We start from the raw sequence: 25,893 nt of genomic DNA, 5'->3' as shown, positions 1-25,893 counted from the left end.
CGCATCATGCGCGAGGAAGGCTTCTTCTATTCTTTCCGACATAGTGCCGAAGGCCATCAACTTATCCACAGCGACCGGCTTTTCATACACGGCCGCGTCGGCGACGAGCCGGTGCAATACAACCCCACACCCGGCGGTGACCAGCCGCAGCCAGCGCTGCGGCAATTCTCCTACACGGAGAACGTTCGCACCGCGCGCCAGACCCAGCGCGACTACACCTATCACCATCCGCGCTACACCCACCAGCACAGCCGCGATGGCCGAGATCTGGACCATCAGGGGCGCCGTTACGAGCGTTACGACTACCCCGCTCGCGCCAAATTCGACGAAGCCGGCAGACCGTTCGCCGAGAACCGCCTGCGCGGCCATCGCCGCGATTCGCGCGTCGCTTTTGTTGAAGGCGATGACCCGCGGCTCCAGCCGGGCATTTCATTCACCCTCGCCGGTCATCCGCGCGAAGACCTGAACCGCGGCTGGCGCCCCGTGCGCATTGTCCACCGTGGCATCCAACACACGAGTCAGGCCGAGGAAAGCGCACACGCCCAGCTGGGAACGCACTACAGCTACGAGGCGGAGCTGGTCCCTGACGATGCCGAATGGCGCGCGGAACCGCTACCCAGGCCGCGCATCGACGGTCCGCAGAACGCTGTGGTGGTCGGCCCGCCCAATGAAGAGATCTATACCGACGAATACGGCCGGGTGAAGGTCCAGTTCCCCTGGGACCGGCTCGGTAAGGAGGACGAGTACAGCTCCTGCTGGATTCGCGTCTCGCAGAACATCGCCGGCGCCACCTGGGGCCACATGGCCATCCCGCGCATCGGTCAGGAAGTCATCGTCTCTTACTTCGACGGCGACCCCGATCAGCCCGTGATCACCGGCCGCGTCTACAACCGCCTGCAATTGCCGCCCTACGAACTGCCGCGCCACAAGACGCGAATGACGATCAAGAGCAAAACGCACAAGGGCGAGGGGTACAACGAACTGCGCTTTGAGGACGAGAAGGACCAGGAAGAGATCTACGTCCATGCGCAGAAGGACCAGAACATCCACGTCAACAACGACGAAACCACGTTTGTGGGCCATGACCGCAGCGAACAGGTCGAGAACGACGAGACCATCACGATCGGCCACGACCGCAAGGAGACCGTGGGCAACGACGAACAGGTCAACATCGGCCAGGACCGGCGGCACGACATCGGGCGGGACGACTTTTTGACCGTGGGGCGCAATCACACGATCTACACCACCAAGGACCGTACCGAGGAAGTGGGCAATAACCGCCGCGACAAGACCGCGGCGAACCATTGGGTGAGTATTGGCGGGCATCAGGAACACACCGTCGAGGGCCACGCCGAGCTTCAGGCCGGCCAGGGTATCCGCCATCGGACTAAGGAATATGCCCTGCATGCCGGAGATGAGCTGGTCATAAAAGGGCCTGGTGGAACCATTCGAATAGATGGCGCCGGCATAACCCTTGACGCTATCTCCATCCAGGTCAAAGGCCCCCTCCAGAAGCAAGGTGGCGGCGGCGGCAACAAGCTTGCATTGGGTAGCGCGGTGCTAGAAGGTGCACTATCTGATTGTCTGGAGCGTGCCAGATGAAGCGGAGCGCCGTACAAGAATTTGCCCGAACAGAGCGCGCATCCAACGACCATCTTTACCTCTTGCTGGACCTGCTAGCGCCGTGCGCACCAACAGATTCCCTGAGTATCAAATCGCTGACCCAAGCGTTGGGCGCTCAGTCGATCGCGCCCGTAATGCGGCCAGACCTGGCGCATACGCCTGACGCATGTCCGGCGCTTGTACAGCTGGCTGCGCCAGGCGACATCGCGAACACTTCTGTGCTCGCAGCCGCTGAACGTGCTGCGCGTAAGGACGCCAGTCAGAAGAAGCGTTATGTCTGCGGATGGTTGACCAGTGATCAACCCCTTGCTGCGCTCGCCGATCACATCGCGGCGCGCTGCCTGGATATCACCGCGCCGGTAGCCGGGATGCGCACGATACCCTGGTTCGAACCACTGCGGCTCGAACTGCTGGCGGCATCAATCGGGCGTGACATTTCCGGGCTCGTCTGGCCAATAAAGCGTTGGCTCTGCCCGACAAGTTGGGGCACCTACACCTTGCTTCGGGGTGCTCCAACCGGGGCCGGCACGGAAGAACTCGTGCTAGCTCGACAGGCTCAACAACTAGCCCCGCTCGTCGGCGACTTCCTGGATGTGTGGCGCCTGGCGTTAACGCTTCCGATGACGTATGCCCCCATGCGCTGGCGTGGCGTCACGATTCTGCCGCCGCAAGCCGCCGTGCATGCATTCCGGATGATCCGCGACGCCCATCACCTTGGATTGCGCCTGAGCGCAGACATCATCGACCTGTGCACACATCGCGTGTTCATTCATCCCGGTCTTCCACTGAATCCAATAGTTCAAGCCGATATCGCGGCCGCAGCCGCAGGCCGGTCCACGTTGCAAGCGCGTTTTGAAACCTACGACGACGATGCGTGGCAGCGCATCGTTGCATCGTTATCTCCAGCGTCGAACTATTCATGAGCACCAGCAAGACTCTGACTCAGGCGGGCCGTCAGGCGGCGCCCAATCCCACCGGCAATTGCAGCGCCTGTGAACGAAAGGGCATACCGATCCTGCCGCTTCGGCTTGCAGTCATGCCTCTTACCGACGGGCTCAAGCAGCATGGCGAACTGCACCACGGGTCAATCCAGACTGCGTTGCGCATACTGCGGCACGGTTATGTCTACGTTCTGCTGGACAAAGAAATCTGGCACGCCTATCAGGTCACACCGGAAGGCTACCTGCGCCAGTTCAATCCGTTCTCCATGCCGCGAGCGAAGCCCGAGCCGCTAGCCACCTTATGCGTGGAGGCGGGACATGATCTGCGCGCGGCATTCATCAACGTCGACACCGCAACGCATAAGCAGGCCTGGATCGCGTTTTCACAGGATCCTTGGCCGAAGGCGACACTCGATGCTTATCGCACCGGCAAATACGCTGATGGAAAAGCACTGCCGGCTGATTATCGTGAACGGTTCAGGGTGGTCAATCTCTTGACGCTCAAGCAAGATCCGACAGGTGGCAACCAGGCGCTTGCCCTTGAGAACGGCGATGATCTCCACCAGCATGTCGCCGAGTACGCGATCGGCACCCGCGATTTCGGCAGCGTCCATGATTGGCATCCCCGTCATGCGCGCTTGGAAGCCATGCAGGCGCAACTGCGCATGCTCGAAAAGCAGCATGGGCTTCCAAAAGGAGTAGCCGGCCTCGTCCTGCCCGACCCGGTGGGCATGGCGGCAGAACTCAACAGCCTGCGGCTCTCCGTCAACACGATGCGTCAGCGATGGCGTGAAGAACCCACAAGGCGGTATGCCTACCTGACCTCTCAGTGCCTGCTCGGCATCAAAGCTTACATCGCCCAGCAGGTCGAGGCTGCACACCCGCCGCCGCCGCCAGCCAGCGATTACTGGACGTCCAGCGAATCCGGCGTCCCGCCCGTATTCCATGACCCCGCGCAGCAACATGCAGGTATGGTCGATCGCAAGACCAAGCGTCGCATGGCCCGGCTGGAAGAGCGTTACTGGGAAACCGGCCCAGCGGGACGGAAAACCTTTCAGGATGCGTACGACAAGGAAGACGAGAATTTTCAGAAGCAGATCGACGCATATGCGTCCGACTGGGCCGACCTGGTGACGGGCGCTAGCTGGCGCCGGATCATGGCCCTGGACTATGCGGACGCCGACGCGCGTTCGCAGCAATGCCGCCTGAGCACCACCGCGGCTTGTCTCGCGGGCGGCATCACGGATGCCCCGCCACAGCAAACCACAGCGGCGGACGAGAGAGAAGCTGGCGAGAAGCCCACTCCGGAAGTGTTGGGCCCCAGCAGTCAGGCTTGGCAAGACCTTCTGTCCGACGGTGGTAGCCCGGCCTACACCGCACTCAATGGCCAGCACACTGACTTGCAGCAAGCGTTCGAACCGCAGTTCACGGACGCAATGCCCTCCGACGCAGGCAAAAAGTACTTTGACGCGATAAAAATGGTCGCCACCAGCAAAGAGGGTAGCGAATGGCGCAGCGCGCTTGTTGTTGAAGCTGCAGACCAGCTGTTGGCGGCCATCCACGATGCGAGCAACCGCCTAGAAAGTACCCTGAGCGCCGGCGCCAAGGCGGCGTTGGACAACCTCCAGTCCGGTGCCGCCTGGCTATACGGTAAAGCCAAGTTCACCCAGATCACCATCCAGCTCACGGTGGGGGAGTGCTTCGAGCTGCTGTCGAGCGAGATCCGCGAGCATGCCAACTCGGCCCAAAAGGCGGCCGGAAAGCGCGCACGCGCCATGCTGCTGGGTAGTTTGATCACCATCCCCAATGCCAACGTCCGCAATGTGCTCATCAACGTCACGCTATGGGCGCATGGTACTGCCGAAGAAGTCAAGAAGCGCATCGTGGATTTCAGTCAAGAAGCCAAGGAGGGCGCGCAGGACATCAAGCAGGCGGCCGGCGCACTTGGACAGGAGGTCAAAAGGGAAGCCCAACATGCCTTACGGCAAGTCAACGCCGGCCTGAAGAATCTGGAACCCGCCGCCGCCGCGGTGCTAAATGAAATGAAGGTGGGCGCAGCGGGAGCTCGTCGTGTCGCCCGCAGCACCTTTGCAAGCTTGAAGAGCCTGGCCGTCGGTAGCGTGGATGGGGGCTTGTCTTTTATCGGCCTGTACTTTCTACGGGACAGTTTGAAAAGCGCGATTGCCGACCTGGATGCGAAGGTGGGAGCACAGCATCCCGAGGCCGTCGCGGCGTTTTACAGCGTTTCGCTCGGCTTCCTAGGAGCGAGTGTTGAGGCGGCGGGCTTGGCGATCAAGATACCGGCGGACGCTGCCAAGGATTTCGTGCTGCGTTGGGGCGCGGAGAAAACTCCTGTGCTCACTCGCGTCGTGGGGCTGGGTTCGAGGATGGTGATGGTTGGTGGAGCGATATCAGCTTTGGCGGGGATTGCGGATGCCGGTGCGAGTTTCAATGCGGCCATACGCCTATCGAAGGCTGGAGATGTAGATGCCCGCCGTTACCACATATTTGCCGGTGGGTTATCAATTACTGGAGGATTTGTGGTGTTTTGGGGAGCAGTGCGATCACTCTCGTTATTCGGGGGATTGGGTGCCGGCATTGCTATCGTACTCATTGCCTTCGTAGTGACGAAAATTGCGAAAAACCTCGAATCGGACGCGATGGAAAAGTGGGCTCGGCGTTGCTACTTCGGCCGAACAGAAGCGAATGAGCGCTGGCGCAATCCGGACGATATGGACGTCGCCATTGCTGCGCTTAACGCCGCAGTGCTCGGCATGGAGGTCGACCTCCGCTTCTACAATGAAGATCGAGCGAGCTCGATAGATGAGCTCTACACCGAAGACATCGAAGTACTCAAGAACCGCGGCGCAGTCGTGACGACAGAAGCGCTTGGTTACAGCGTGACATTACCTGGTTTCGATGCCGAACGATCCCGCTACCGCTTCACCCTCACCACCAAGCGCTTTGGCCTCGCACACGACGGCATACGTAAGCCTACTCTGTCTTCTCACGTCATGGCATGTGGGCAAGTCAACGATACCGCCCATGCCATGCAAACTTCTGCCCTGAACCATCCGGATTACACGCTGGTCAGCGAGACGAAACCAACATCCGGCCGGCCAATTCTAAGCGGCCGATACTGGTTGGATCCCATCAACAAGATCAAATCGGCAACATCTGCCGTCGCATTCTGGCCGGATAAAAACGACGACACCGGCTTCGCCGCCATCGAGATCACGGAGAAACTTTGATGGCGAGACCACAGCTAACTCCCCCCTGCGCCGGATGGCAATGTGATCTGCCCGGCCCCAATGACCCACTCATTGAGCCCCCCGTGCTGCTCTGGCAGGCGCCAACGCACATGGATGAAACGTATGTCGAGTTCGCTCGGAACACGTCGAGTTTGCGCGGTGTTTGCTTTTTCCTTTCACTGCTGCTCGGATTGATGTTCCTCCTGCTCTTGGTATTCGCTGGATGGGATATTTATGCGATAAGCGCGGCGTCTGAGGATGTCACGCTTGAAGTTGCAAGCATTTTCCTACTGCACGTGAGCACACTCTCCCTGAACGCTTGGGCTGCTCATGTTATCTACCGTTCCGAGGTGTCCCCGCCCCGGGATCTCCCGCTTCGTTTCAATCGTCTACGCCGCAAGGTTTACGTCTATGACTTCCATTCAGTCTGGTGGAATCCATTCGATCGCGGGCACGTAACCAAGGCAAGTTATGACTGGGACGATCTGCGCGCGGAAAAGTGGAAAGTTCGCGGCGCGATTCCGGGCGGAGGACTCATCATCAAGGAAGGCGTCTCCATCGCGGTGGTGGAACCGGGTACCAACACAGTCGTGACACGCTTCCACTTGAATACTGACGCCGCGAACACCTCCAATTTTTGGGCCTACGTGTGCGCCTACATGCAGAACGGCATCGAAGGCCTCGACCCCGATCGTGCCGAACCGCGTGACGCCAACGACATCGCTCCGTACAACATCGCCTTGCGCTTGGCCCCTAGAGTCGAGTGGCCCGCGGATATGGACCTTGAATCAAGAACGGCGCCATAAACGCAGTCGAGGCCCAAAGACTGGATTTGCTTCCTAGAAGGGACCGATCGCCAGCCGGCCTACTGCGGCTCCACAGCCCCGATGCAATCGTTGGTGAACTCAAGCTTCTCCGCCATCGAAATCACAAAGGAACTCTGATGGCAAGACCTCAACTGAGCCCGCCCTGCGGCGGCTGGCAACGCGATCTGCCAGGCCCCAATGATCCTCCAGATGAGGCTCCCATGCTGCTCTGGCAGGCGCCGGCTCATATGGATGAGACGTATGTTGAATTTGCTCGGAATACGTCGAGTATTCGCGGTGTTCCCTTCGTTCTTTCACTGCTTATCCCTTGGTCCTTCCTCGAGCATTCAGGCCTGGTCGCAAATACTATCCACGCGCTGACATCGGCGGGAGTGGGCGTGCTTGAAGTCGGCATTCTTCTGCTTTTTGCGATGTCAATTGCCATCTGTGTCTGGGCAGTATGGGTTATCTATCGGGCCGAAGTTTCCCCGCCCCGCGGTCTTCCGCTTCGATTCAATCGACTACGCCGCAAGGTATACATCTATGACTTCCATTCTGTATGGTGGAATCCCTTCGAGCGCGCATACGTGACCACCGCCAGCTATGACTGGGAAAATCTGCGCGCGGAGAAATGGAAAGTCCGTGGCGCGACGCCTGGCGGCGGGCTCATCATCAAAGAAGGCGTCTCCATCGCGGTGGTGGACCCGGGCACGAGCAACGTCGTGGCACGCTTCCAATTGAACACCGACGCTGCGAACACCTCCAATCTCTGGGCATACGTGTGTGCCTACATGCAAAACGGCATTAATGGCCTCGACCCAGATCGTGTCGAACCTCGTGATGCCAATGACGTCGCTCCCTACAACATCGCTTTGCGCCTGGCTCCCAGAGTCCAATGGCCCGCGGAGATGGATCTTGAATCTCGTACGGCGCCGGACATGGACTCCGTGCTAGATTCGACCGGTCAGATTGCATCTACCGCTTTTGCGTCGGGAAGATAACCAGAGGCGCGTCGTCATGAATACGAATGCCACCCCTTTTCATATCCGCGTCGCAAAGCCTGCTGATGTCGCCCGCATCGAGCACATCGTCCACGAGGCTTACACCCCCTACATCGGACGCAACGGCGCAACGCCCGGTCCCATGCTGGACGACTATCCGGCGCGCGTCGCGCAAGGCGTGGTTCACGTCCTGGAATCGGAAGACGGCATCGAAGGCCTCATCGTGCTGATTCCAGAACCCGACGACAGCTGCATGTTGCTGGACAACATCGCCGTATCGCCAACCGCGCAAGGCAAGGGCCACGGCCGGACGCTGCTGCAGTGGGCCGAAGACACCGCGCGCCGCGCCGGATTTTCACGCATTCGGCTTTACACCCAGGAAGTGATGACCGAGAACATCGCCATCTACACGCGGCGCGGCTATGTGGAAACGCATCGCGCCACGGAGATTGGACTGAAGCGCGTCTTCATGCAAAAGACCCTTGATTAATGGGCTCTTGCAAAACTCTCAAATATCCAAAGAGCCGATTCGAAAATATGAGCTTTTACTCATAATTTATCGGCCTGCCTTTTCTGGCCATCAAATGCGCGGCGATCCTGTTTTTCGCCAGCGATTTCGCATAGACGGACTCCGGCCGGATGCGCTGCGCAATGACGTACCCCGTCATGCACGCCAGCATCAACGGCAACATGACTTCATAGCTCAACGTCATCTCGAAGATCATCAAGATCGACATCAGCGGCGCATGCGTGGTGGCCGCCAGCAGCGCGCCCATTCCCACGACGGCATAACTGGACACCGCCGACAAACTGCCGGTCGGAAACAGGCCCTGCAGCGCAGTCCCGTACAAGGCGCCCAGCGCCGCCCCCACGAACAAGGTCGGCGTGAATACTCCGCCTAGAGCGCCGGACCCGACACTGGCCGCCGTAGCCAATGTCTTGAGCAACAGCAGTGCGGCTACCGCCTGCCACGCCCAATCCGTATGCAGCATGCTGTTCACCACGCTGTAGCCGTTGCCCCACACCGCGGGATCGATCACAGACAGCGCGCCGACTACCAGTCCGCCTGCCGCCATCCTGGCCCAGATTGGAAACGGCAACCGGCGAAATGCCGCGCGAGACAAGTCCAGGAATCGCAGGAATTGGGGCGCGGCCAGACCTGCAATCAGGCCAAGCCCCAGATAATTGATCACTTCCCACCCCGACACGAACTCGAAATGCGGCATCTGAAAGACCGCGTCGTAATGCAGCACCTGGCGCGTCACGATGTTGGCGACCACGGAGGCGACGGCCAGCGGCACCAGCGTCGCTGTTGAAATCACGCCGTACACAATCTCTGAAATGAACACCGCGCCGGCAATCGGCGCGTTGTATGCGGCGGTGATGCCCGCCGTCGCGCCGCAGGCCACCAGCAGCCGGAGATGGCGGGGCGGCAAGACCAGATAGCGGCCCGTCAATGATGCACACATTGCCGCCAGTTGCACCATCGGTCCCTCGCGGCCGATCGATGCGCCGGATCCAATCGAAAAAATCGAGGACAGGCTGCGCGCGGCCGTCTGGCGAAAGCCGATGACGCCACGGCCGATCGAGATGGCTTCCATATAGTCGGCTGCCCCCCGCCGGGGCAGCCATCGGGTGGCAGCCTGCAGGATCAGGCCGGCGATCGCGCCCCCGGCCGCTGGCATCAGAAACCGCTGCCAGGGGTCCAGCCCACGCGCCAGCGACACCATGCCGTGGGGAACCTCGCCGCCCCCTACCAACAATTGCATCCAGCCAAGCAGTTCGCGAAACACCACCGTTGCCAGCGCACCCAGGGCGCCAATCAACGCGGCCGCACACAACGTCAAGGCTAAATTTTCCGCCAAAAGTCCGCGTTTCAACCGCCTGGCCCAGGCCGGTCGGCGCAGTTTCAAGTCGCTATCCATGGCCGGATTCTACGGCGGATCCTGCTCACTTTTTGTTCAGCGCACCGTCAACAAACCGCCCAGGTCACCCCTCGAATACCCGATTCCGATCACCGCGTAGCGGCCCGTTTTGGGGCGCTGCAAGGGCAAAATCCGGGTAGGCGTAGGGCGGTTTTCCGGGGTAAAAGGGCGCTTCTCGGGACCCAGTTGCCAGAAACGCCCTGTGGATAACTCCTAAGTAGCGTGCTTGTGCACATGTTGTGGAGGCAAGTTGAACAAGCAGGGGTTTCGGACGCGGTCCAAAATCTTGTCCAACTTCAGCTTTTTTCCCACACAGAGTTCTTGCACAAGCAAAAACGGACGCAAGGCAATGAAAAGAAAGAGGTTTTCAAGGTTAAGGTAGTTATCCACAGCCCTTATTAATCATTAGTCTTTATATAAAGAAAAAAAAAGGAAAAGCCAAACATGCTTTCCCATTCCGCCCATCCACCGCCCCCCGGACTGCGTCCATGCGTATCCTCCTGATCGAAGATGAAGCTGAACTTGCCCGCTGGCTGTCCAGAAGCCTGGCCAGACATGCCGGCTTTGTCGTGGAATGGGCTGATGACGGACTTGTCGCCGAAAGAAGGCTGGCCGTCGAAGATTTCGATGCGGTCATCCTGGATCTCGGACTTCCCGGCATGGATGGCCATACTTTGCTGGCGAAGATTCGCGCGCGGGACGACCGTACGCCGGTGCTGGTCTTGACCGCGCGCGATTCACTGGCCGAGAGAATCGGAACACTTCACGAGGGTGCAGACGATTTCCTGCCGAAACCCTTTGTTGTGGAAGAGTTGGAAGCGCGATTGATTGCGCTGATTCGCCGCAGCCGCGGGCGCGAACATCCGCGCCTCGCGCTGGGAAACCTGGTTTTTGAAACTTCCGCGCAGAAATTCACGGTCAATGGACAGCCTTTGCAGTTATCCCCACGTGAACATGCGGTCCTTCGGGTGCTGATCCAGAAAAGCGGCGAACCCATCAACAAGCAGCAGATCCTGGACCGCATCCTCACGGACGATGCCGACATCAACCTGGAAGCCATCGAGGTCCTGGTTCACCGATTGCGCAAAAAATTGGCGGAAACCGGTGTGCAGATCGTGACCATGCGCGGCATGGGCTACTGCCTGGAGAACCTTGTTGACAACTAGAAGTCCGCAAAACAGCGTTGATTTTTCGGCGAAAAAACGCGCCCGAACGCTGAAAACGCAGTTGCTCTGGTGGCTGATTCCGACTCTCGTCTTCGTGATGATGGGTGCGCTCTGGCTGTCCAACCACCAGCTGCGCAACCAGGTCGACAATGCCTACGACCGGTCTCTCGCCGGCGCGCTTCGCGCGATCGACCACAACATATCCACAGCCAGCGGTGGATTAGCCATGGAGCAGCCTTACCTGATGCTTGAATTTTTCGAGCTGACGGCCAATGGCAGCGTGTTCTACCGGGTGGCAACCGAAGACGGGCTGGCCGAGATCGGCCATCCCGGGCTGCCTCTGCCGGAGCAGCCCCTCGTGTCGGGCGAGCCGCGGTTTTTCTACGCGACCTACCAGGGCCAGCCCGTCCGTGTGGCGGCATTGGCCCGGCCCATGGATCCGCCGCTGTATGCGAACCAGGGCGGCCGGGTGATCGTGCAGGTCGCGGAGGGCCTGGAAAGCCGTCAGGCGTTCCTCCACAAGGTTTTGGTGCGGTCGGTGGAGCGGGACCTTGCCGTGATCCTCATCAGCGTCCTGGTGATCATCCTGGGCGTTTTCATGGCCCTGCGCCCCCTGGAGCGGCTGCGTCAGGAAGTCAAAGGCCGGTCTGCAGACGATTTAAGCCCCGTCAGCGCGTCCGACATGCCGGGGGAGGTCCTACCCCTGGTGGCGGCCGTAAACCTCCATATGGCCCGTTTTGCGGCCTTGGGGAGGGTGCAGGCGCAGTTCCTGGACGACGCGTCGCACCAATTGCGTACGCCCTTGTCCGTTTTGCGGACCCAGACCGCCTATGCCCTGCGCGAAACAGACCCCCAGGAGGTCCGTACAGCCCTTCTGGCGATGCAGGAAGGGTTGGACAGGGCCGTACGCACCACCAACCAGATGCTCGCGCTGGCGCGCGCTAAAGACGCTTCTCTGGCCGAAGGCGGTTTGGCGCCCGAATCGGTGGACCTCGTGGACCTCGCAGACGGGGTGATCCGTACCCAATTACCTAATGCCCGGGGCCGGCAGTTGGACATCGGCCTGGAGGCGGACCGCAGGCCGGTTGTCGTCGGCGGGGCGGAGTGGCTGTTGCGGGAAGCGGTCAGCAACCTGGTCGACAACGCCATCCGCTATGCGTGCGCCGGTGGTGTGGTCACCGTCCGGATCGAGACCGACACAGACCAGGCCCGGCTACTGGTGGAAGACGACGGACCGGGCATGTCGGACGAGGACATCGCCCGGGCGTGCGTACGCTTCCGGCGAGGCGCGGCAGGCAAGAACACCACCGGGGCCGGCCTGGGCCTGGCGATCGTGGGCACCATCGCTGAAATCCTGGGCGCCCGGCTCGTGCTTGAGAACCGGGTGGGGCAGCCGGGCCTGCGCGCGGCGTTGGTGTTTACCCTGCAAACGGGACTCGATGCTGCGCCGCGTCACGAAATCGGCCGGAATTGAAAGCTTATGGAAAGCTTCGGTTTTGTACGGTTGCGTCCACTGGAGCCGCTGGACGCGATCATTCGCCGTAGCGCCGCTGCCAGCGATACCTAGACCTATAAATCCTGGAGACGCAAGAATGCAGACGACCCTGAAGCTGCGCATCGCAGCCATGGCGGCGCTTGGCGCCATCACCCTGTCCCTCGGCGCGGCCCATGCGGCCGATGAACCCCGCCGCCCGGAGTGCATTGCGCCGGCGCAGCCTGGTGGCGGATTCGACCTGACCTGCCGCCTGGCCACCGAAGGCCTGAAGCAGAGTGGGGCGCTCAAGAGCGCCATGCGCATCGTCTACATGCCGGGCGGCATTGGCGCGGTGGCATACAACAACATCGTGGCCCAGCATCCGAATGAGCCGGGCACCATCGTTGCGTTCTCCGGCGGCTCGCTGCTCAACCTGGCGCAGGGCAAGTTCGGCAAGTACAACGTCAACGACGTGCGCTGGCTGGCCGCGATCGGCACCGATTACGGCGTGGCCGTGGTGCGCAACGACTCGCCGTACACCGACCTGAAGAGCCTGATGGACGCCTTCAAGCAGGATCCGACCAAGATCGTGCTGGGCGCGGGTGGCACCGTGGGCAGCCAGGACTGGATGAAGGCAGCGCTTACGGCCAAGGCGGCCGGCGTGGACTTCAAGAAGATGCGCTTTGTCGCCTTCGAAGGCGGCGGCGAGGCCGTAACGGCGCTGCGCGGCGGCCATATCCAGGCCTACATGGGCGATGCGGCGGAAGCATTCACGATGCTGGAAGGCGGCGCCCCGATTCGCGTGCTGGCGGTCTTCAACGACCAGCGCCTGCCGGGCAAGCTGGGTTCCGTGCCCACCGCCAAGGAACAGGGCTACGACATCGTCTGGCCGATCATCCGTGGCTTCTACGTGGGTCCCAAGGTGTCTGACGCCGACTACCAGTTCTGGGTGGACGCGTTCAACAAGACGACGGCCGCACCCGAGTTCGAGAAGCTGCGCCAGCAGCAGGGCCTGTTCCCCTTCAACAAGACCGGCCCCGAACTGGACGCCTACGTTAAAAACCAGGTCAAGCAGTACGGCGAACTGGCCGACACCTTCGGCCTGATCAAAAAGTAAGCCGGCCGCAAGGCCCGACCCCCGATCGCGCCCGCCAGGGCACACCTGCCGCCATTTCAGGCCGGCGGCAGGTCCCGCTGCGCCGCGCGATCGGATTTGAACGGAACCTGGACCATGAACGATCGAATTCTGGGCATTGCCGCCCTGGCGCTGGCCGTCTTCATGACGGCGGCCGGATGGAGCATCGAGGCGCCTTTCGCCTACGAACCCGTCGGGCCACGTGCCTTCCCGCTGCTGCTGGCGCTGATCATCGGCCTGTGCGGGCTCTGGCTCGTCTACAAAGGCGGCCACGCTGTCGAGCGCAACCCTGCCGGCGCCAACGGGCGCATCGCGCTGATGGTGGTGTTCGTGACCGCCTATGCGTTTCTCTTCCAGTGGCTGGGCTTCATTGTCGCCACGTCGCTCATGACGATCTTCGTGGGCCGCCTCTTTGGCGGCAGTTGGCTCAAGTGCGCGATCGGCGGCGTCGTCATGAGCATTTTCTTTTTCGTGCTGTTCGACAAGGTGCTGGACGTCGTCCTGCCCGGCGGACTGCTGGAGAACCTGATATGAGCGGCATTCTCGATCATCTGTCGATAGGCTTTGGCGTCGCGTTTTCGCTGACGAACCTGCTGGTGGCTGCCATCGGCTCCTTCATCGGAACCATGGTGGGCGTGTTGCCGGGGCTGGGGCCGGTCAATGGCGTGGCGATGTTGATCCCCATCGCCTTCGCCATGAATCTTCCGCCCGAAACGGCGCTGATCCTGCTGGCCGCGGTATATGTGGGCGCGGAGTACGGCGGCCGCATCACCGCGATCCTGCTGAACGTGCCGGGCGAAGCGAGTGCCATCATGACGACGCTGGACGGCTATCCGCTGGCACGGCAGGGCCTGGCCAACGTGGCGTTGTCCTTGTCTGCATGGTCCGCATTCTTTGGCGCCATCGTGTCGGTGGTGGGCATCATCCTGCTCGCGCCGCTGCTGGCGAAATGGGCGCTCGCATTTGGCCCCGCCGAATACTTCGTGCTCATGATCTTTGCGTTCTGCTGCCTGACCAGCCTGCTCGGCAAGCAGCCGGTCAAGGGCGTGCTGGCGGCGATGATCGGCCTGTCCATTTCGGTGGTGGGCGTGGATGCGAACTCGGGCGTTTACCGCTATACCTTCGAGTCCGTGCATCTGGCCGACGGCATCGATTTCGTCGTGGTCGTCATCGCGCTGTTCGCCGTCAGCGAGATGCTGGAGATGCTTGAGAAGGTGATGGCCGGCCACAGCGTCGAGGTCAAGCCCAGCGGCCGCAAGCTCTTCAACCTGAAGGAGATGGCTTATACGTGGTGGAGCGTGGTGCGCAGTGCGTTCGTAGGCTTCGGCGTGGGGGTGCTGCCCGGCGCAGGTGCCAGTGTGGCTGCGGCGGTCGCGTACTCGCAGGAAAAGCGCATCATCGAAGCCAAGGATCCCGAGGCCAAGTTCGGCAAGGGCGACATGCGTGGACTCGTCGCGCCGGAAGCCGCCGCCACCGCGTCGGCGATCGGCTCGTTCGTTCCGATGCTGACGCTGGGCGTGCCCGGTTCCGGCACCACCGCGGTGATGATGGGTGCGCTGACGCTCTACAACATCACGCCGGGACCGGTCCTGTTCGATACCAAGCCGGAGCTGGTGTGGGGCCTGATCGCATCGTTGTTCGTCGCAAACGTGCTGCTCTTCGTGATGAACGTGCCGCTGGTGCGGTTCTTTTCCAAAGTGCTGTCCGTGCCGGGCTGGCTGATGGTGCCGGGCATCCTGTGCATCAGCTACATCGGCGTCTATGCAATCAACGCGGGCACCTTTGATCTGCTGCTGGTTGCGGCTATCGGAACGCTGGGCTACTTCCTGCGCAAGTTCGGTGTGCCGATGGCGCCGCTGGTACTTGGCGTCGTCCTGGGCAACATGATGGAACAGAACCTCCGCCGTGCGCTGTCGATGACGGATGGCGACGTGGGCGTGCTGTTCGCAAGCCCCGTGTCGATCGCCCTGTGGGTGGGCGCGGCGGCAGTGGTGATCGTGCCGCAGATCCTGCGCCGTGTGCGCGCCGCAAGAAAGGTTGCCGCTGGGCCGGTCTGATGAAGCGGGTCCGCGCACCGGCCGGTGCGCGGGCTGACGTAATGCGAGACCGGCAAATGCTTAGGGGCGCCTTTTGGCGCCCCTTTTTTTTAAGCATGTTGAGGTTAATTCGACCGCATTTTCATATATGAGCTTTTACTCAGATATTGAGCCGTCAGACCTGCTTCAGACGCTCCAGCGCCGCGTCCAGCGTTGCGTCCTTCTTGGCAAAGCAGAAGCGCACGATCCGATGATTCGATTCGGGCGCGTCGGGCTGGCGATAGAACGCGGACACCGGAATCACGGTCACGCCATGGTTGACGGTCAGGTCGCGCGCGAAGTCGGCTTCGTTCTGTTTGGAGATCTGGCTGTAGTCAGCCAGCAGGAAGAACGTGCCGGGACTGGGCAGCGGCCGGAATCGCGTCTGCGCCAGCCCTTGCGACAAGCGGTCCCGCTTGGCCTGATAGAACGCCGGCAGATCCAGGTAAGGCTTGGGATCACGCATGAATTCCGCCAGCGCAAACTGCATCGGCGACGGCACCGTGAACACCATGAACTGATGCACCTTGCGCAGCTCGGCGCTCAGTTGGCGCGGTGCGCAGCAATAGCCGATCTTCCATCCGGTGGTGTGATAGGTCTTGCCAAACGACGAGATCACAAACGCATGTTCGGCAAGCAGCGGGCGGCGCGCCACGCTGGCATGCGGTTTGCCGTCGAACACGATGTGTTCGTAGACCTCGTCCGACACCAGCAGCACGCCCGTGTCGCGGACGATCGCTTCAAGCGCGTCCAGGTCGCTCTCGTCAAGCACCGCGCCGGTGGGGTTGTGCGGAAAGTTCAGCATCAACAGACGGGTCTTGGACGTGATGGCGTCGCGCACACGTTGCCAGTCGATGCGGTAGTACGGATCGGCTTCGGTGGGCGCGCGCAGCGGCACGGGGACTGCGGTGCCGCCGGCCAGGCGAATCGCCGGCAGGTACGAGTCATAGCAGGGCTCGATCACCACCACTTCGTCGCCGCTGCCCACCGCCGCCAATACCGTGGCCATCAACGCCTCAGTGGCGCCACTGGTCACCGTGATTTCGGTTTCGGGATCGTAGGCATGGCCGTAGAGTTCGCGCGTCTTGGCCGCGATGGCTTCGCGTAGCGGCGCGACGCCCGGCATGTACGGATATTGGTTGTGGCCGTCGGCCATCGCCTTGGTGACCAGCGCACACAGCGCGGGGTCCGGATCGAAGTCAGGAAAGCCCTGGCCCAGGTTGATGGCCTTGTGCTCGATGGCCAGGCGGCTCATCACGGTGAATATGGTGGTGCCGACGTCGGGGAGTTTGGAGCGGATCATGTTGGACGCGAAGTGAACACGGGTAGCCGAGGAAAGTTTTCGTAAGTATCCCACTAACTCATAATTCATTTTTCATGAGCTTCTAACGCGGATCGGATTGTGGTTCAGAACATGCGGGTGCGAGTGCTGGGCGGGTTTGGTATTGCGCTGGCCGGCGCGTTGCTTGCGGTGTGGGCCCACCTGCCGCTGCCGTGGATGTTGGGCGCGCTGCTGTTGACTGCGGCCACGCGGATTGCCGGCGTGCGCACTGCGTGTCCGCGGCCGGCGCGCAATGCGGGCCAATGGGTCATCGGCGCATCGCTGGGGCTGTATTTCACCCCACAGGTCATCGGACACATTGGCAGCAACGCTGGCCCTATTGTCGTGGGGATGCTGTTCGCGCTGGCGCTCGCATTTCTGGGCACCGCCATTCTGCGGCGTTTCACGGATGTGGACTTCAAGACGGCGTGGTTCTCATCGGCCATCGGCGGCGCAAGTGAAATGGCCAATCTGGCCGAACGCCATGGCGCGCGGATCGATCGCGTTGCGACCGCGCACAGCGTGCGCGTACTGCTGGTGGTTGTGACGGTGCCCTTCATATTCCAGTGGTGGGGCGTGGCTGGCCTGGATCCCACCGTGCCGGGACCGCGCGACGTGCACGCGCTTGGCCTGGCCGCGTTGGTGGCCCTGACCATTGTGGGCGGCGCCATGTTTACGAAGCTGCGGTTGCCCAATCCCTGGGTGCTTGGGCCCATGCTTGTCGCAATGGTGCTGACTGCGTCCAGCATCGAGCTTTCCGCATTGCCGGACTATGTGCCGAAAGCAGGGCAACTGCTTATCGGCTGGTCACTTGGCGATCGGTACCGGCCAGACTTTTTCCGCGCAGCGCCGCGTTTCATGGCGGCAGTGGCGGGCTTTACGGTGCTGGCATTGGCGCTGGCCTTCGGCGTGGGCGCCTTGCTGTCCTTGTGGTCTGCTGCGCCCATTCCCACCTTGATTCTGGGCACGACGCCGGGCGGTATTGCCGAGATGGCGATCACCGCCAAGGTGCTGCAGCTGGGCGTTCCGGTGGTGACGGCATTTCACGTCACGCGCATGGTTTTTGTGGTGATCGTGACGGGTCCCATTTATACGGTTTTGGCGCGTCGGCATGGCTAATTCCGCCTGGCGGTACTGCCGTTCCAGTGAAAAAAAAGCGACATTGGGGTAAACAACTATATGACTCGGTAATGCCGGATGAGTATGCTGATTCCGCAGTTGATTCAAGCGCGAGCAGACTCGTTTCTGCCGCTCTGGCGACAAGCGGGAACACTGGTTTTGCACCGATCGTTCAGTTCGCACGGCGTCCTTGATTCATTGCATTTCGATTTAATTACAGGACGCTAGAGAAAATGGCTCAGAAGGGCAAAGTCAAGTGGTTCAACGCTGACAAGGGTTTCGGTTTCATCACGCCGGACGTGGGCGGCACCGATGTGTTCGCACACTTTTCCGCCATCCAGGGTCGCGGCTATCGCAGCCTGAACGAAGGCCAGGAAGTCGAATACGAAGTTAAAGATGGTCCGAAAGGACCTCAAGCGGCCGAAATTCGCCCGCTCTAAATCGGGAAATCCCAATTTCCCGTCAGCCAGGCTAGGCCTGGCTACAACGCCCCAAGACCTCACGGTCTGGGGCGTTGTTTCATTTGGGCAGCCAATTCGGTTCGTGAAGTGATTTTGCTGCGGCTCTGCAGCGCTCGTTTCTATCTGCTCAGTAACGCTGAACCGCTCGCGTCGCGACGTGCGCTGCAGCCCTCAACCCTGGCGTGTATCTTCACACTGTTAGTGTTCACTAACATATCCTCGAGCACTGGATAACTCTGTGGATAATTATTTCCGGACATGAGCTCGCGAGTGATCAGTTATGAAGCAATCGCGCTTCAGTGAACCGGGTTTTGCACAGATTTCTGCATCAATGCAGGCGATGTCTTTTTGCTCCCCGTGAATAGATTCCCTGCTTGCGTCAGGCGTGCTTAGAAGGCGTTTAATCAACGTTTTCATAGGGAAACTCGCCTTTTGTCCGGGTGTTCGCGAGGTTTGTTTACCCGAATCTCAGCGTCTGACATGCGAGTTTAGCGTCGGTCATCGCGCGTAAATTCGTGATTTGGCGCTTGTTGTTCACAAAGATATCCCCATGCCGGTTATGCACAGAATTACGCCACTCACTATCCAAATTGACGGCCTGCGCCTGTGGATAGAAATGGGGATATCGCCTAAAGGGTGAGGTCGCGGGAACAGGAATTGCGGATGATTCGGCGGCTCGGGTTGACTCGGTTGGGCGGGTTGGGCGCTGCGGTGGGCAGTCTAATTTTCGCGGCGGATTTCTCCTTGCGACCTGTCCACAGGTTTCACATGAAGCCATAGGCGCCTCGCCCATATGGATGATGGCGGCGCAGCGGGAGTGCGAGCAAGATTAGCTTCGGGTCAGTGACCATGCCCGATGGCCGCGAACCGATCATTCAATATTGGGGTGGGGATAATTTTGTGAATAAGTCGCCCCGATGTTCAGGCCGCGCGATTTGACCGTGCACTGTTGGAAGAGTTCAGCAGGTTATTGAACTTCGCTTCCGCAGTGGCCTCAGGTTTCAGTTGTCGGCTTTGCCTTTGATTTCTAACGCGGAATTGCTTTCGTGATTTTGGGTCCGCCGGCAACGAGTTGCTGTCGTGCATCGATGTGCACCGCTTTGCCGTCTTGAACTCGTTGCCTTCGACGCTGTGGATAAGACATCTCTCGCTGAATAGAGTAATGGGCGAGTCAGGGAAGATACTTGGGCGGCCGGATTCTCGGGGCTGACTGTCCCCGCCTGTGTACTCCTGTGCTGCTTCGTGGCTGCGTCCTGGTCGTTTCGCGGGCTTGCCTGTTGATAAGAATGTGCGTAACCCTGGCTTCGCGCTTCGCCATCCGATTCTTTTCATAGTGTCTCGTCGTTGATAGGCGTCTGTGGATAAACCAAATGTCTGATTGGTGCATCACAGCTCGAGCGGGGCGACATCCCGAATTTGCTCGCGTCCCCGCACTCGATGGACGAAGGACTGTTGGCGGCTTGATCTGGTTTGTGGACAACGCTGTGGTTAACACTTCGTCGAAGCACGCGCCGACATGTGAATTCAGAAGCGACCTACCGCCGGTGGTTTTTTGGGGCTATCGCTCACGGTGCAGCGAGCCATGAACTTAAAAAATATGAATTTTCGGGTAGGGGGTAGGTAAGGGGGGAATAAATCGATATTTTTCATCTTTCTTACCTTTTCACCCCGGTGACGTCAGGTATCGAAGATCAGTCGCGACTCAGGTTGGGGACCGTGATGGCAGCGATCCTCATGCGGGGTGGCACCTGCGGCAACTGAGATCCCGACCCAGGCGTTTAAAGCCCGGAACGCTCTGAGGGGTGTTTCACGTGAAACACCGACGCTACTTTTCCTCATGCCCGTCAATGTGTTTCACGTGGAACATCCTCTACGATGCGAGGATGCGTAAGGGAATCGGCTTTTTGGGTTTTTTTGTTGGAGCGCAGCGCGGCCTTCGTGGCTCTCAATATCGGCGTTCATTTCTGGAAAGGCCAGAAGCTCTGATACGGCCGTGTCTCCAATGAAGCTGCAACGGCTTGCCTGGCGTGCCTCCAGACGCGACGAATCCGGGTAGTGGTATGCCTTCAATGTTGCAGGCCGGGCAGTGTTCCACGTGGAACAGCCTTTCTCCCCCTGACTTTGCCACGAGTTATCGCACGCATGCCCAGCGCGTTCGCACGATTTAGCGAGTTTATGCAGCGTACATCCCGTCGCGAAACGCTGTCTTCAGCTCTCTGCAGACGGCCGACTGCAGAGAGAATGGCGCATTTGACGATCCGGTGAACTGTTGAACGACGTAGCAGTCGACCTAGGTCGATGTTTCACGTGAAACATCGAGCGGCCGTCGGCCGCGGGAGCTGGGAACCACAGCCGATGAATGAAGGCAGGGCGGCTAACAGCATTTCTCCGCGCGCGCTGAGACGTTCTCCTCAGTTTAGCCAAGTGGAGTGTTGTTGCCCGGGGTTCTGTGCATAAACGGACCTCTTGCGCTCGGCTTAGCAGGATACGGAATAGGGCAGCCAAATGGACTTGGGATGCCCCGAACAGAACTTACTCGCGGGACTAGGGGAGTGATGTGAGTGTTCCGCCAAGAGCCGGACGCACTTGGAAAAGGCCTCTGACCGATACTCGCGCGTCAGCGATCGCTGTTATCCGCAGTGTGGGACGGCGGCGTGTAGCTGGGTCTAACTGGGTGTGCGATGTTCCACGTGAAACTTCGCAGCGATCAGAGCTTGGATAGTTGCAAAACTTGCGACGTGTGGTCGAGTGCGTTTGCCAGACAGGCCGTGCGGTGGACTTGCGGGGTTGCTTGGACCGGGGTGTATCGGGCCGCCGACTGTTGAATGTTCAATTGTCATCGATCATTCAGGTCAGTTGCCGCAGGGAAGGGCGGGCCGAGTCATTCCTTTGGTGCCTCGCGATGTTTCACGTGAAACATCGGCTAGGTCGTCCTCATTGGCCTTCGAAGCTCGCGCTTGGGCGACACTACGGCAGCCCAGCTTGCTGAGGCTACTCCCCACGCCGCCGACATCATAAGAGAGACCACACTCGACTCGCTCCCAATTCAGAGCGCCTCAGTCCAGCTACTCTCGATAGCCATCCCTGTTCCACGTGAAACGTGTTACCGACTGGAACCTCGTACTCAGTCGACAAACGACCCAGGTGTTTCACGTCGAACACTCCGATAATCACCGGCAGGTGCCGATATCCTGCGCTACCCAGCGCTACGGACCACAGCTACCCCGAGCCACCACGCGCCACATCACATAAAACAACCAGCCCGCATGTTTCACGTGAAACATGCAACCCCTGCCTCTATAATGAGCGCCGATCGCTCTCTTCTTTACCTCCCCCCCATCATGGACTATCCCCGCGAATTCGATGTCATCGTCGTCGGTGGCGGCCACGCCGGCACCGAGGCGGCACTGGCTGCTGCCCGTACCGGTGCGCAGACGCTGCTGCTCACGCACAACATCGAGACCCTTGGCCAAATGTCTTGCAATCCGTCCATCGGCGGAATCGGCAAGGGTCACCTCGTCAAAGAGGTGGACGCGCTGGGCGGGGCCATGGCTCTGGCAACCGACGAGGCCGGCATCCAGTTCCGCATCTTGAACGGATCGAAAGGTCCGGCCGTTCGCGCAACGCGGGCGCAGGCTGATCGTGTCCTGTACCGCAAAGCCATCCGGGGACGCCTCGAGAATCAACCGAACCTCTGGTTGTTCCAGCAGGCTGTCGAAGACCTGATGGTGGAGGGTGACCGTGTCGTCGGCGCCGTCACGCAAGTTGGGCTGAAGTTCCGAGCCAAGACGGTAGTACTGACCGCCGGCACGTTTTTGAATGGTCTGATCCACGTGGGCCTGCAGAACTACTCGGGCGGTCGCGCTGGTGATCCGCCCGCGATTTCGTTGGGCCAGCGCTTGAAGGAACTGCAGCTTCCCCAAGGCCGCCTCAAAACCGGCACGCCGCCGCGCATCGATGGACGCACGATCAATTACGCCATCCTGGAAGAACAGCCCGGCGACTTGGACCCGGTCCCCGTGTTCTCGTACATGGGCAACGTGGCCATGCACCCGCGCCAGCTGCCGTGCTGGATCACCCATACGAACGCGCGCACCCACGACATCATCCGTGGCGGCCTCGATCGCTCGCCGATGTATAGCGGCGTCATCGAGGGCGTGGGTCCTCGCTATTGCCCGTCCATCGAAGACAAGATCCATCGGTTTGCCGACAAGCAGTCGCATCAGGTCTTCCTGGAGCCGGAAGGGCTGGACACGCACGAGGTCTATCCCAACGGCGTGTCGACCAGCCTGCCGTTCGATGTGCAGCTGGATCTGATCCATTCGCTGCCCGGTCTTGAGAATGCCCACATCATGCGACCCGGCTACGCCATCGAATACGACTACTTTGATCCACGTGGACTCAAGAGCACACTGGAAACCAAGGCAATTGAAGGGCTTTACTTCGCGGGACAGATCAACGGCACCACCGGCTACGAAGAAGCCGCGGCCCAGGGGCTGCTGGCTGGCGTCAATGCCGCACTGAAGTCTCAGGACCGCGAGCAGTGGACGCCGCGCCGCGACGAAGCGTACCTTGGTGTGCTCGTCGATGATCTGGTCACGCGCGGCGTGACCGAGCCGTACCGCATGTTCACGTCTCGCGCCGAATACCGCCTCAGCCTGCGCGAAGATAATGCCGATCTGCGCCTGACCGAAATCGGCCGCCAGCTCGGTATTGTCGACAATGCGCGGTGGGATGCGTTCAACCGTAAGCGCGACGCAGTCGCTGCCGAAGTCGAACGCCTGAAGTCTTCGTGGGTCAATCCGCGTCTGCTGCCGGCCGAGGTGGCTGAACCGCTGCTCGGCAAGGCGATTGAACGTGAGTACTCACTAGCAGATCTGTTGAAACGGCCGAACGTTACGTACGAAGCCTTGATGGCCGCCCAGAACGCGGACGGCACGTTGCTGGCCGGCCCGGGCGTTGTCGACGACGACGTGCTCTCGGAGCAGGTCGAGATCCAGGTCAAGTACGCCGGCTATATCGCGCGCCAGCAGGATGAAGTGCAAAAGCACATCGCCCATGAACAGCAGCCGATCCCGGCGGACGTCGACTACGACGCCGTGACCAGCCTGTCCTTCGAAGTGCGCCAGAAACTCAAGACGCATCGTCCGGAAACGATCGGCCAGGCCGCGCGCATTTCCGGCGTCACGCCGGCTGCCATTTCGCTCCTGCTCATTCACCTGAAGCGCCTGCATTACGGCTCGCGCAAGCAAGCGGCATGAGCGCGCCCGCCAATCAGGCCGGCATCGACATGGCCGGCCGACTCACTCGCGCATGCGAGCAGCTGGGCGTGACCGCCGATGACGGCGCCATCGCCAAACTGCTCAATTACCTGGCGCAGATGCAGCGCTGGAATCGCACGTACAACCTGACCGCCATCCGCGATCCGCAGCAGATGCTTGTGCAGCATCTGTTCGATAGTCTTGCGGCCGTAAAGCCCTTTAGCGAGGCGCTGGCTGCGCCCGATGCGCCGGCCAAGGTCTACGACGTCGGCTCGGGCGGCGGGCTGCCTGGCGTCGTTCTGGCCATCATGCGGCCCCAGTGGTCCGTGACCTGCGTTGACGCCGTTGAAAAGAAGACCGCGTTCGTGCGTCAGATGAGCGGCGCGTTAGGTCTGCCCAACCTGCAATCGCAGCATGCGCGCATAGAAACGATCGATCCTGCCGGGTGCAACATCGTGACGTCGCGAGCGTTTGCATCATTGGATGATTTTGCGCAACTCGCGGGTCGCCACGTAGCCAAGAATGGTACCCTCGTCGCCATGAAGGGCAAGCTCCCCGAAGAAGAAATCCAGGCGCTGCACGCGCGCGGGGAATGGCAAGTCGACCATATTCAGCCGCTCCAGGTCCCGGAGCTGCAAGCAGAACGCTGCCTGATCTGGATGCGCCGCAGTCAAGGAACCCTATGAAGAACATACCCCCCAGCACATCCGCCCGCGTCTTCTGCATTGCCAATCAAAAGGGCGGGGTGGGCAAGACGACGACCGCCATCAATCTGGCGGCGGGCCTTGCCACGCACAATCAGCGCGTGCTGCTGGTGGACCTGGACCCGCAGGGCAATGCCACGATGGGTAGCGGCATCGACAAGAATTCGCTGGAATCCAACCTGTACCAGGTGTTGATCGGCGAATCCTCCATTGAACAGTCACGCGTGAAGTCGGAATCCGGCGGTTACGACGTGCTGCCCGCCAACCGTGAACTGTCCGGCGCCGAGATCGATCTGGTGCAGATGGAACAGCGCGAGCGCCAACTGAAGGCCGCCATCGACACCGTCGCGACCCAGTACGACTTCGTGCTCATCGACTGCCCGCCCACGTTGTCCCTGCTTACCCTCAACGGCCTGGCTGCCGCGCACGGCGTCATCATTCCGATGCAGTGCGAATACTTCGCGCTCGAAGGCTTGTCCGACCTCGTCAACACCATCAAGCGCGTGCATCGAAACATCAACGACGACCTGCGCGTCATCGGCTTGCTGCGTGTGATGTTCGACCCGCGCATGACGCTGCAACAGCAGGTGTCCGCGCAACTCGAATCGCACTTCGGCGACAAGGTTTTCAAGACCGTAGTGCCGCGCAACGTGCGCCTGGCCGAAGCACCCAGTTACGGGATGCCGGGCGTCGTGTATGACCGTGCGTCACGCGGCGCGCAGGCCTACATTTCATTCGGCGCCGAAATGATAGAGCGCGTCAGGAAGGACCTGAACTAGCCGTCCCCCATGTCCGACGCCGCGCTCTTTTTTCCGCCCCAGACAGCCCTCTGCACGCCGCCCGCCGACGTGCGCGATGCGCTGCGCGTGCGGCTGGAAGACGCGGCGCTCAATGCCACCGCCGTCGGCGCGCAGGTGATCTATGATGGCTGGCTGGTGCGTTTCGCCCAATCGCCGGCCAAGCGGGTACGCAGCGTCAATGTGCTGGGGTTATCCACACGTCCTTTGGATGAGCGGCTGGCGTATTGTTCATCGTTGTATGCGCGCCAGGGTTTGCCCATGGTGCTGCGCATCACCTCCATCGGCCCCGATTTTTCGCTCGACGCCGACCTGGAGGCCCGCGGCTATATCTACACCGGTGAGACTCGCGTCATGAGCACGCCGCTCGCTCCGCGCGCAAGCGTCAGGAGCGATCTGCATTTCAGCATGGTCGATGCCGAGCGCTTCGCAGCGGCGGTCGGGGCGCTGCGCGGCTCGTCAGCCGCGCACATCGAAGAACATCAGACCCGCCTGCAAGGCCTGGCTGTGGATAAGCAGCCGGTGCTTGCCACCGACGCGGCAGGGCAGGTGGTTGTCGCGGGCATGGCCGTGCGCGAAGGTGACTTGCTCGGCCTGTTCGACATCGTTACCCATCCAAGACATCGGCGCAAAGGCTACGCCGCCGTCCTGATGGAGCATTTGCTGGCCGAAGGGGCCGCCGGCGGCGCCAGGACGGCCTACCTGCAGGTCGAGCCGGAAAACACCGCGGCGCGGACGCTGTACGCCCGCTACGGATTCAAAGACTGTTACGCGTATTGGTACCGCCTGCCCGCCGAGCAGGCGGACACCTGAGCCTGGCGCTCAGGATACAA

General features: G+C 60.8%; 19 protein-coding genes. 17 read left to right on the top strand and 2 right to left on the bottom strand.

Going from position 1 to position 25,893, the window contains the following annotated elements:
• The 6 genes from B2W22_RS13470 to B2W22_RS13445 form a co-directional block, all read left to right on the top strand.
• Positions 1-1,602: type VI secretion system Vgr family protein (locus B2W22_RS13470; protein ID WP_286938107.1), on the top strand; the 1,602-nt coding region annotated here is incomplete at its 5' end.
• Positions 1,599-2,546 (top strand): hypothetical protein, encoded by a 948-nt coding sequence (locus B2W22_RS13465; RefSeq protein WP_286938104.1) that lies wholly within the window; start codon positions 1,599-1,601, stop codon positions 2,544-2,546. The genes B2W22_RS13470 and B2W22_RS13465, both read left to right, overlap by 4 nt.
• Complete coding sequence (locus B2W22_RS13460) at positions 2,543-5,815, top strand: T6SS effector BTH_I2691 family protein (RefSeq protein WP_286938102.1); 3,273 nt, start codon at positions 2,543-2,545, stop codon at positions 5,813-5,815. Before B2W22_RS13465 ends, B2W22_RS13460 begins: the two co-directional genes overlap by 4 nt.
• A gap of 83 nt (positions 5,816-5,898) precedes the next feature.
• Positions 5,899-6,621 (top strand): DUF6708 domain-containing protein, encoded by a 723-nt coding sequence (locus B2W22_RS13455; RefSeq protein WP_286938100.1) that lies wholly within the window; start codon positions 5,899-5,901, stop codon positions 6,619-6,621.
• A 221-nt stretch (positions 6,622-6,842) separates the two neighbouring features.
• On the top strand, positions 6,843-7,622 hold the full coding sequence (locus tag B2W22_RS13450) for a DUF6708 domain-containing protein (protein ID WP_175124816.1): 780 nt from the start codon (positions 6,843-6,845) through the stop codon (positions 7,620-7,622).
• Positions 7,623-7,638: 16 nt separating this feature from the next.
• A complete protein-coding gene (locus B2W22_RS13445) occupies positions 7,639-8,112 on the top strand; it encodes a GNAT family N-acetyltransferase (RefSeq protein WP_175124815.1) in 474 nt (157 codons plus the stop codon).
• Positions 8,113-8,167: 55 nt separating this feature from the next.
• Here B2W22_RS13445 and B2W22_RS13440 read toward each other — a convergent pair whose 3' ends face one another.
• Positions 8,168-9,547 (bottom strand): ClcB-like voltage-gated chloride channel protein, encoded by a 1,380-nt coding sequence (locus tag B2W22_RS13440; protein WP_286938096.1) that lies wholly within the window; start codon positions 9,545-9,547, stop codon positions 8,168-8,170.
• 488 nt (positions 9,548-10,035) lie between these two features.
• Here B2W22_RS13440 and B2W22_RS13435 point away from each other — a divergent pair, with 488 nt between their 5' ends.
• The 5 genes from B2W22_RS13435 (at position 10,036) to B2W22_RS13415 (ending at position 15,379) form a co-directional block, all read left to right on the top strand.
• On the top strand, positions 10,036-10,713 hold the full coding sequence (locus B2W22_RS13435) for a response regulator (RefSeq protein WP_056566075.1): 678 nt from the start codon (positions 10,036-10,038) through the stop codon (positions 10,711-10,713).
• Positions 10,703-12,187, top strand: coding sequence for a sensor histidine kinase (locus B2W22_RS13430; protein ID WP_414631961.1), 1,485 nt, complete (start codon positions 10,703-10,705; stop codon positions 12,185-12,187). Before B2W22_RS13435 ends, B2W22_RS13430 begins: the two co-directional genes overlap by 11 nt.
• Before the next feature lie 151 nt (positions 12,188-12,338).
• Complete coding sequence (locus tag B2W22_RS13425; protein WP_239215877.1) at positions 12,339-13,304, top strand: Bug family tripartite tricarboxylate transporter substrate binding protein; 966 nt, start codon at positions 12,339-12,341, stop codon at positions 13,302-13,304.
• A gap of 114 nt (positions 13,305-13,418) precedes the next feature.
• On the top strand, positions 13,419-13,856 hold the full coding sequence (locus B2W22_RS13420) for a tripartite tricarboxylate transporter TctB family protein (RefSeq protein ID WP_175124811.1): 438 nt from the start codon (positions 13,419-13,421) through the stop codon (positions 13,854-13,856).
• Positions 13,853-15,379, top strand: a complete 1,527-nt coding sequence (locus B2W22_RS13415; protein ID WP_175124810.1) for a tripartite tricarboxylate transporter permease — start codon at positions 13,853-13,855, stop codon at positions 15,377-15,379. The genes B2W22_RS13420 and B2W22_RS13415 overlap by 4 nt, the downstream gene beginning before the upstream one ends.
• Before the next feature lie 154 nt (positions 15,380-15,533).
• Here B2W22_RS13415 and B2W22_RS13410 read toward each other — a convergent pair whose 3' ends face one another.
• Positions 15,534-16,700: a pyridoxal phosphate-dependent aminotransferase gene (locus tag B2W22_RS13410; RefSeq protein ID WP_175124809.1), complete on the bottom strand. Its 1,167-nt coding sequence runs from the start codon at positions 16,698-16,700 to the stop codon at positions 15,534-15,536.
• Between the two features lie 111 nt (positions 16,701-16,811).
• On the opposite strand from B2W22_RS13410, the gene B2W22_RS13405 reads away from it, so the two are divergent.
• From B2W22_RS13405 to B2W22_RS13380, 6 genes are all read left to right on the top strand, one after another.
• Positions 16,812-17,837, top strand: coding sequence for an AbrB family transcriptional regulator (locus B2W22_RS13405; protein WP_175124865.1), 1,026 nt, complete (start codon positions 16,812-16,814; stop codon positions 17,835-17,837).
• A gap of 233 nt (positions 17,838-18,070) precedes the next feature.
• Positions 18,071-18,277, top strand: a complete 207-nt coding sequence (locus B2W22_RS13400; protein WP_056566091.1) for a cold-shock protein — start codon at positions 18,071-18,073, stop codon at positions 18,275-18,277.
• Positions 18,278-21,639: 3,362 nt separating this feature from the next.
• Positions 21,640-23,559: a tRNA uridine-5-carboxymethylaminomethyl(34) synthesis enzyme MnmG gene (gene mnmG, locus B2W22_RS13395; protein WP_175124864.1), complete on the top strand. Its 1,920-nt coding sequence runs from the start codon at positions 21,640-21,642 to the stop codon at positions 23,557-23,559.
• Positions 23,556-24,245: a 16S rRNA (guanine(527)-N(7))-methyltransferase RsmG gene (gene rsmG / locus B2W22_RS13390; protein ID WP_175124808.1), complete on the top strand. Its 690-nt coding sequence runs from the start codon at positions 23,556-23,558 to the stop codon at positions 24,243-24,245. The genes mnmG and rsmG overlap by 4 nt, the downstream gene beginning before the upstream one ends.
• Entirely contained in the window at positions 24,242-25,042 is an 801-nt protein-coding gene (locus B2W22_RS13385; RefSeq protein ID WP_105241282.1) for a ParA family protein, read from the top strand. The genes rsmG and B2W22_RS13385 overlap by 4 nt, the downstream gene beginning before the upstream one ends.
• A gap of 9 nt (positions 25,043-25,051) precedes the next feature.
• The gene (locus tag B2W22_RS13380; RefSeq protein ID WP_175136940.1) at positions 25,052-25,873 is read left to right on the top strand and encodes a GNAT family N-acetyltransferase; all 822 of its coding nucleotides are present in this window, start codon (positions 25,052-25,054) and stop codon (positions 25,871-25,873) included.
• Positions 25,874-25,893 lie beyond the last annotated feature (20 nt).

This window comes from Achromobacter sp. UBA4530 (assembly GCF_002388205.1).
Classification (GTDB): domain Bacteria; phylum Pseudomonadota; class Gammaproteobacteria; order Burkholderiales; family Burkholderiaceae_B; genus Achromobacter; species Achromobacter animicus.
Note: the sequence above shows the minus strand (reverse complement) of the source record. Positions and strands in the feature narration are given on the sequence as shown.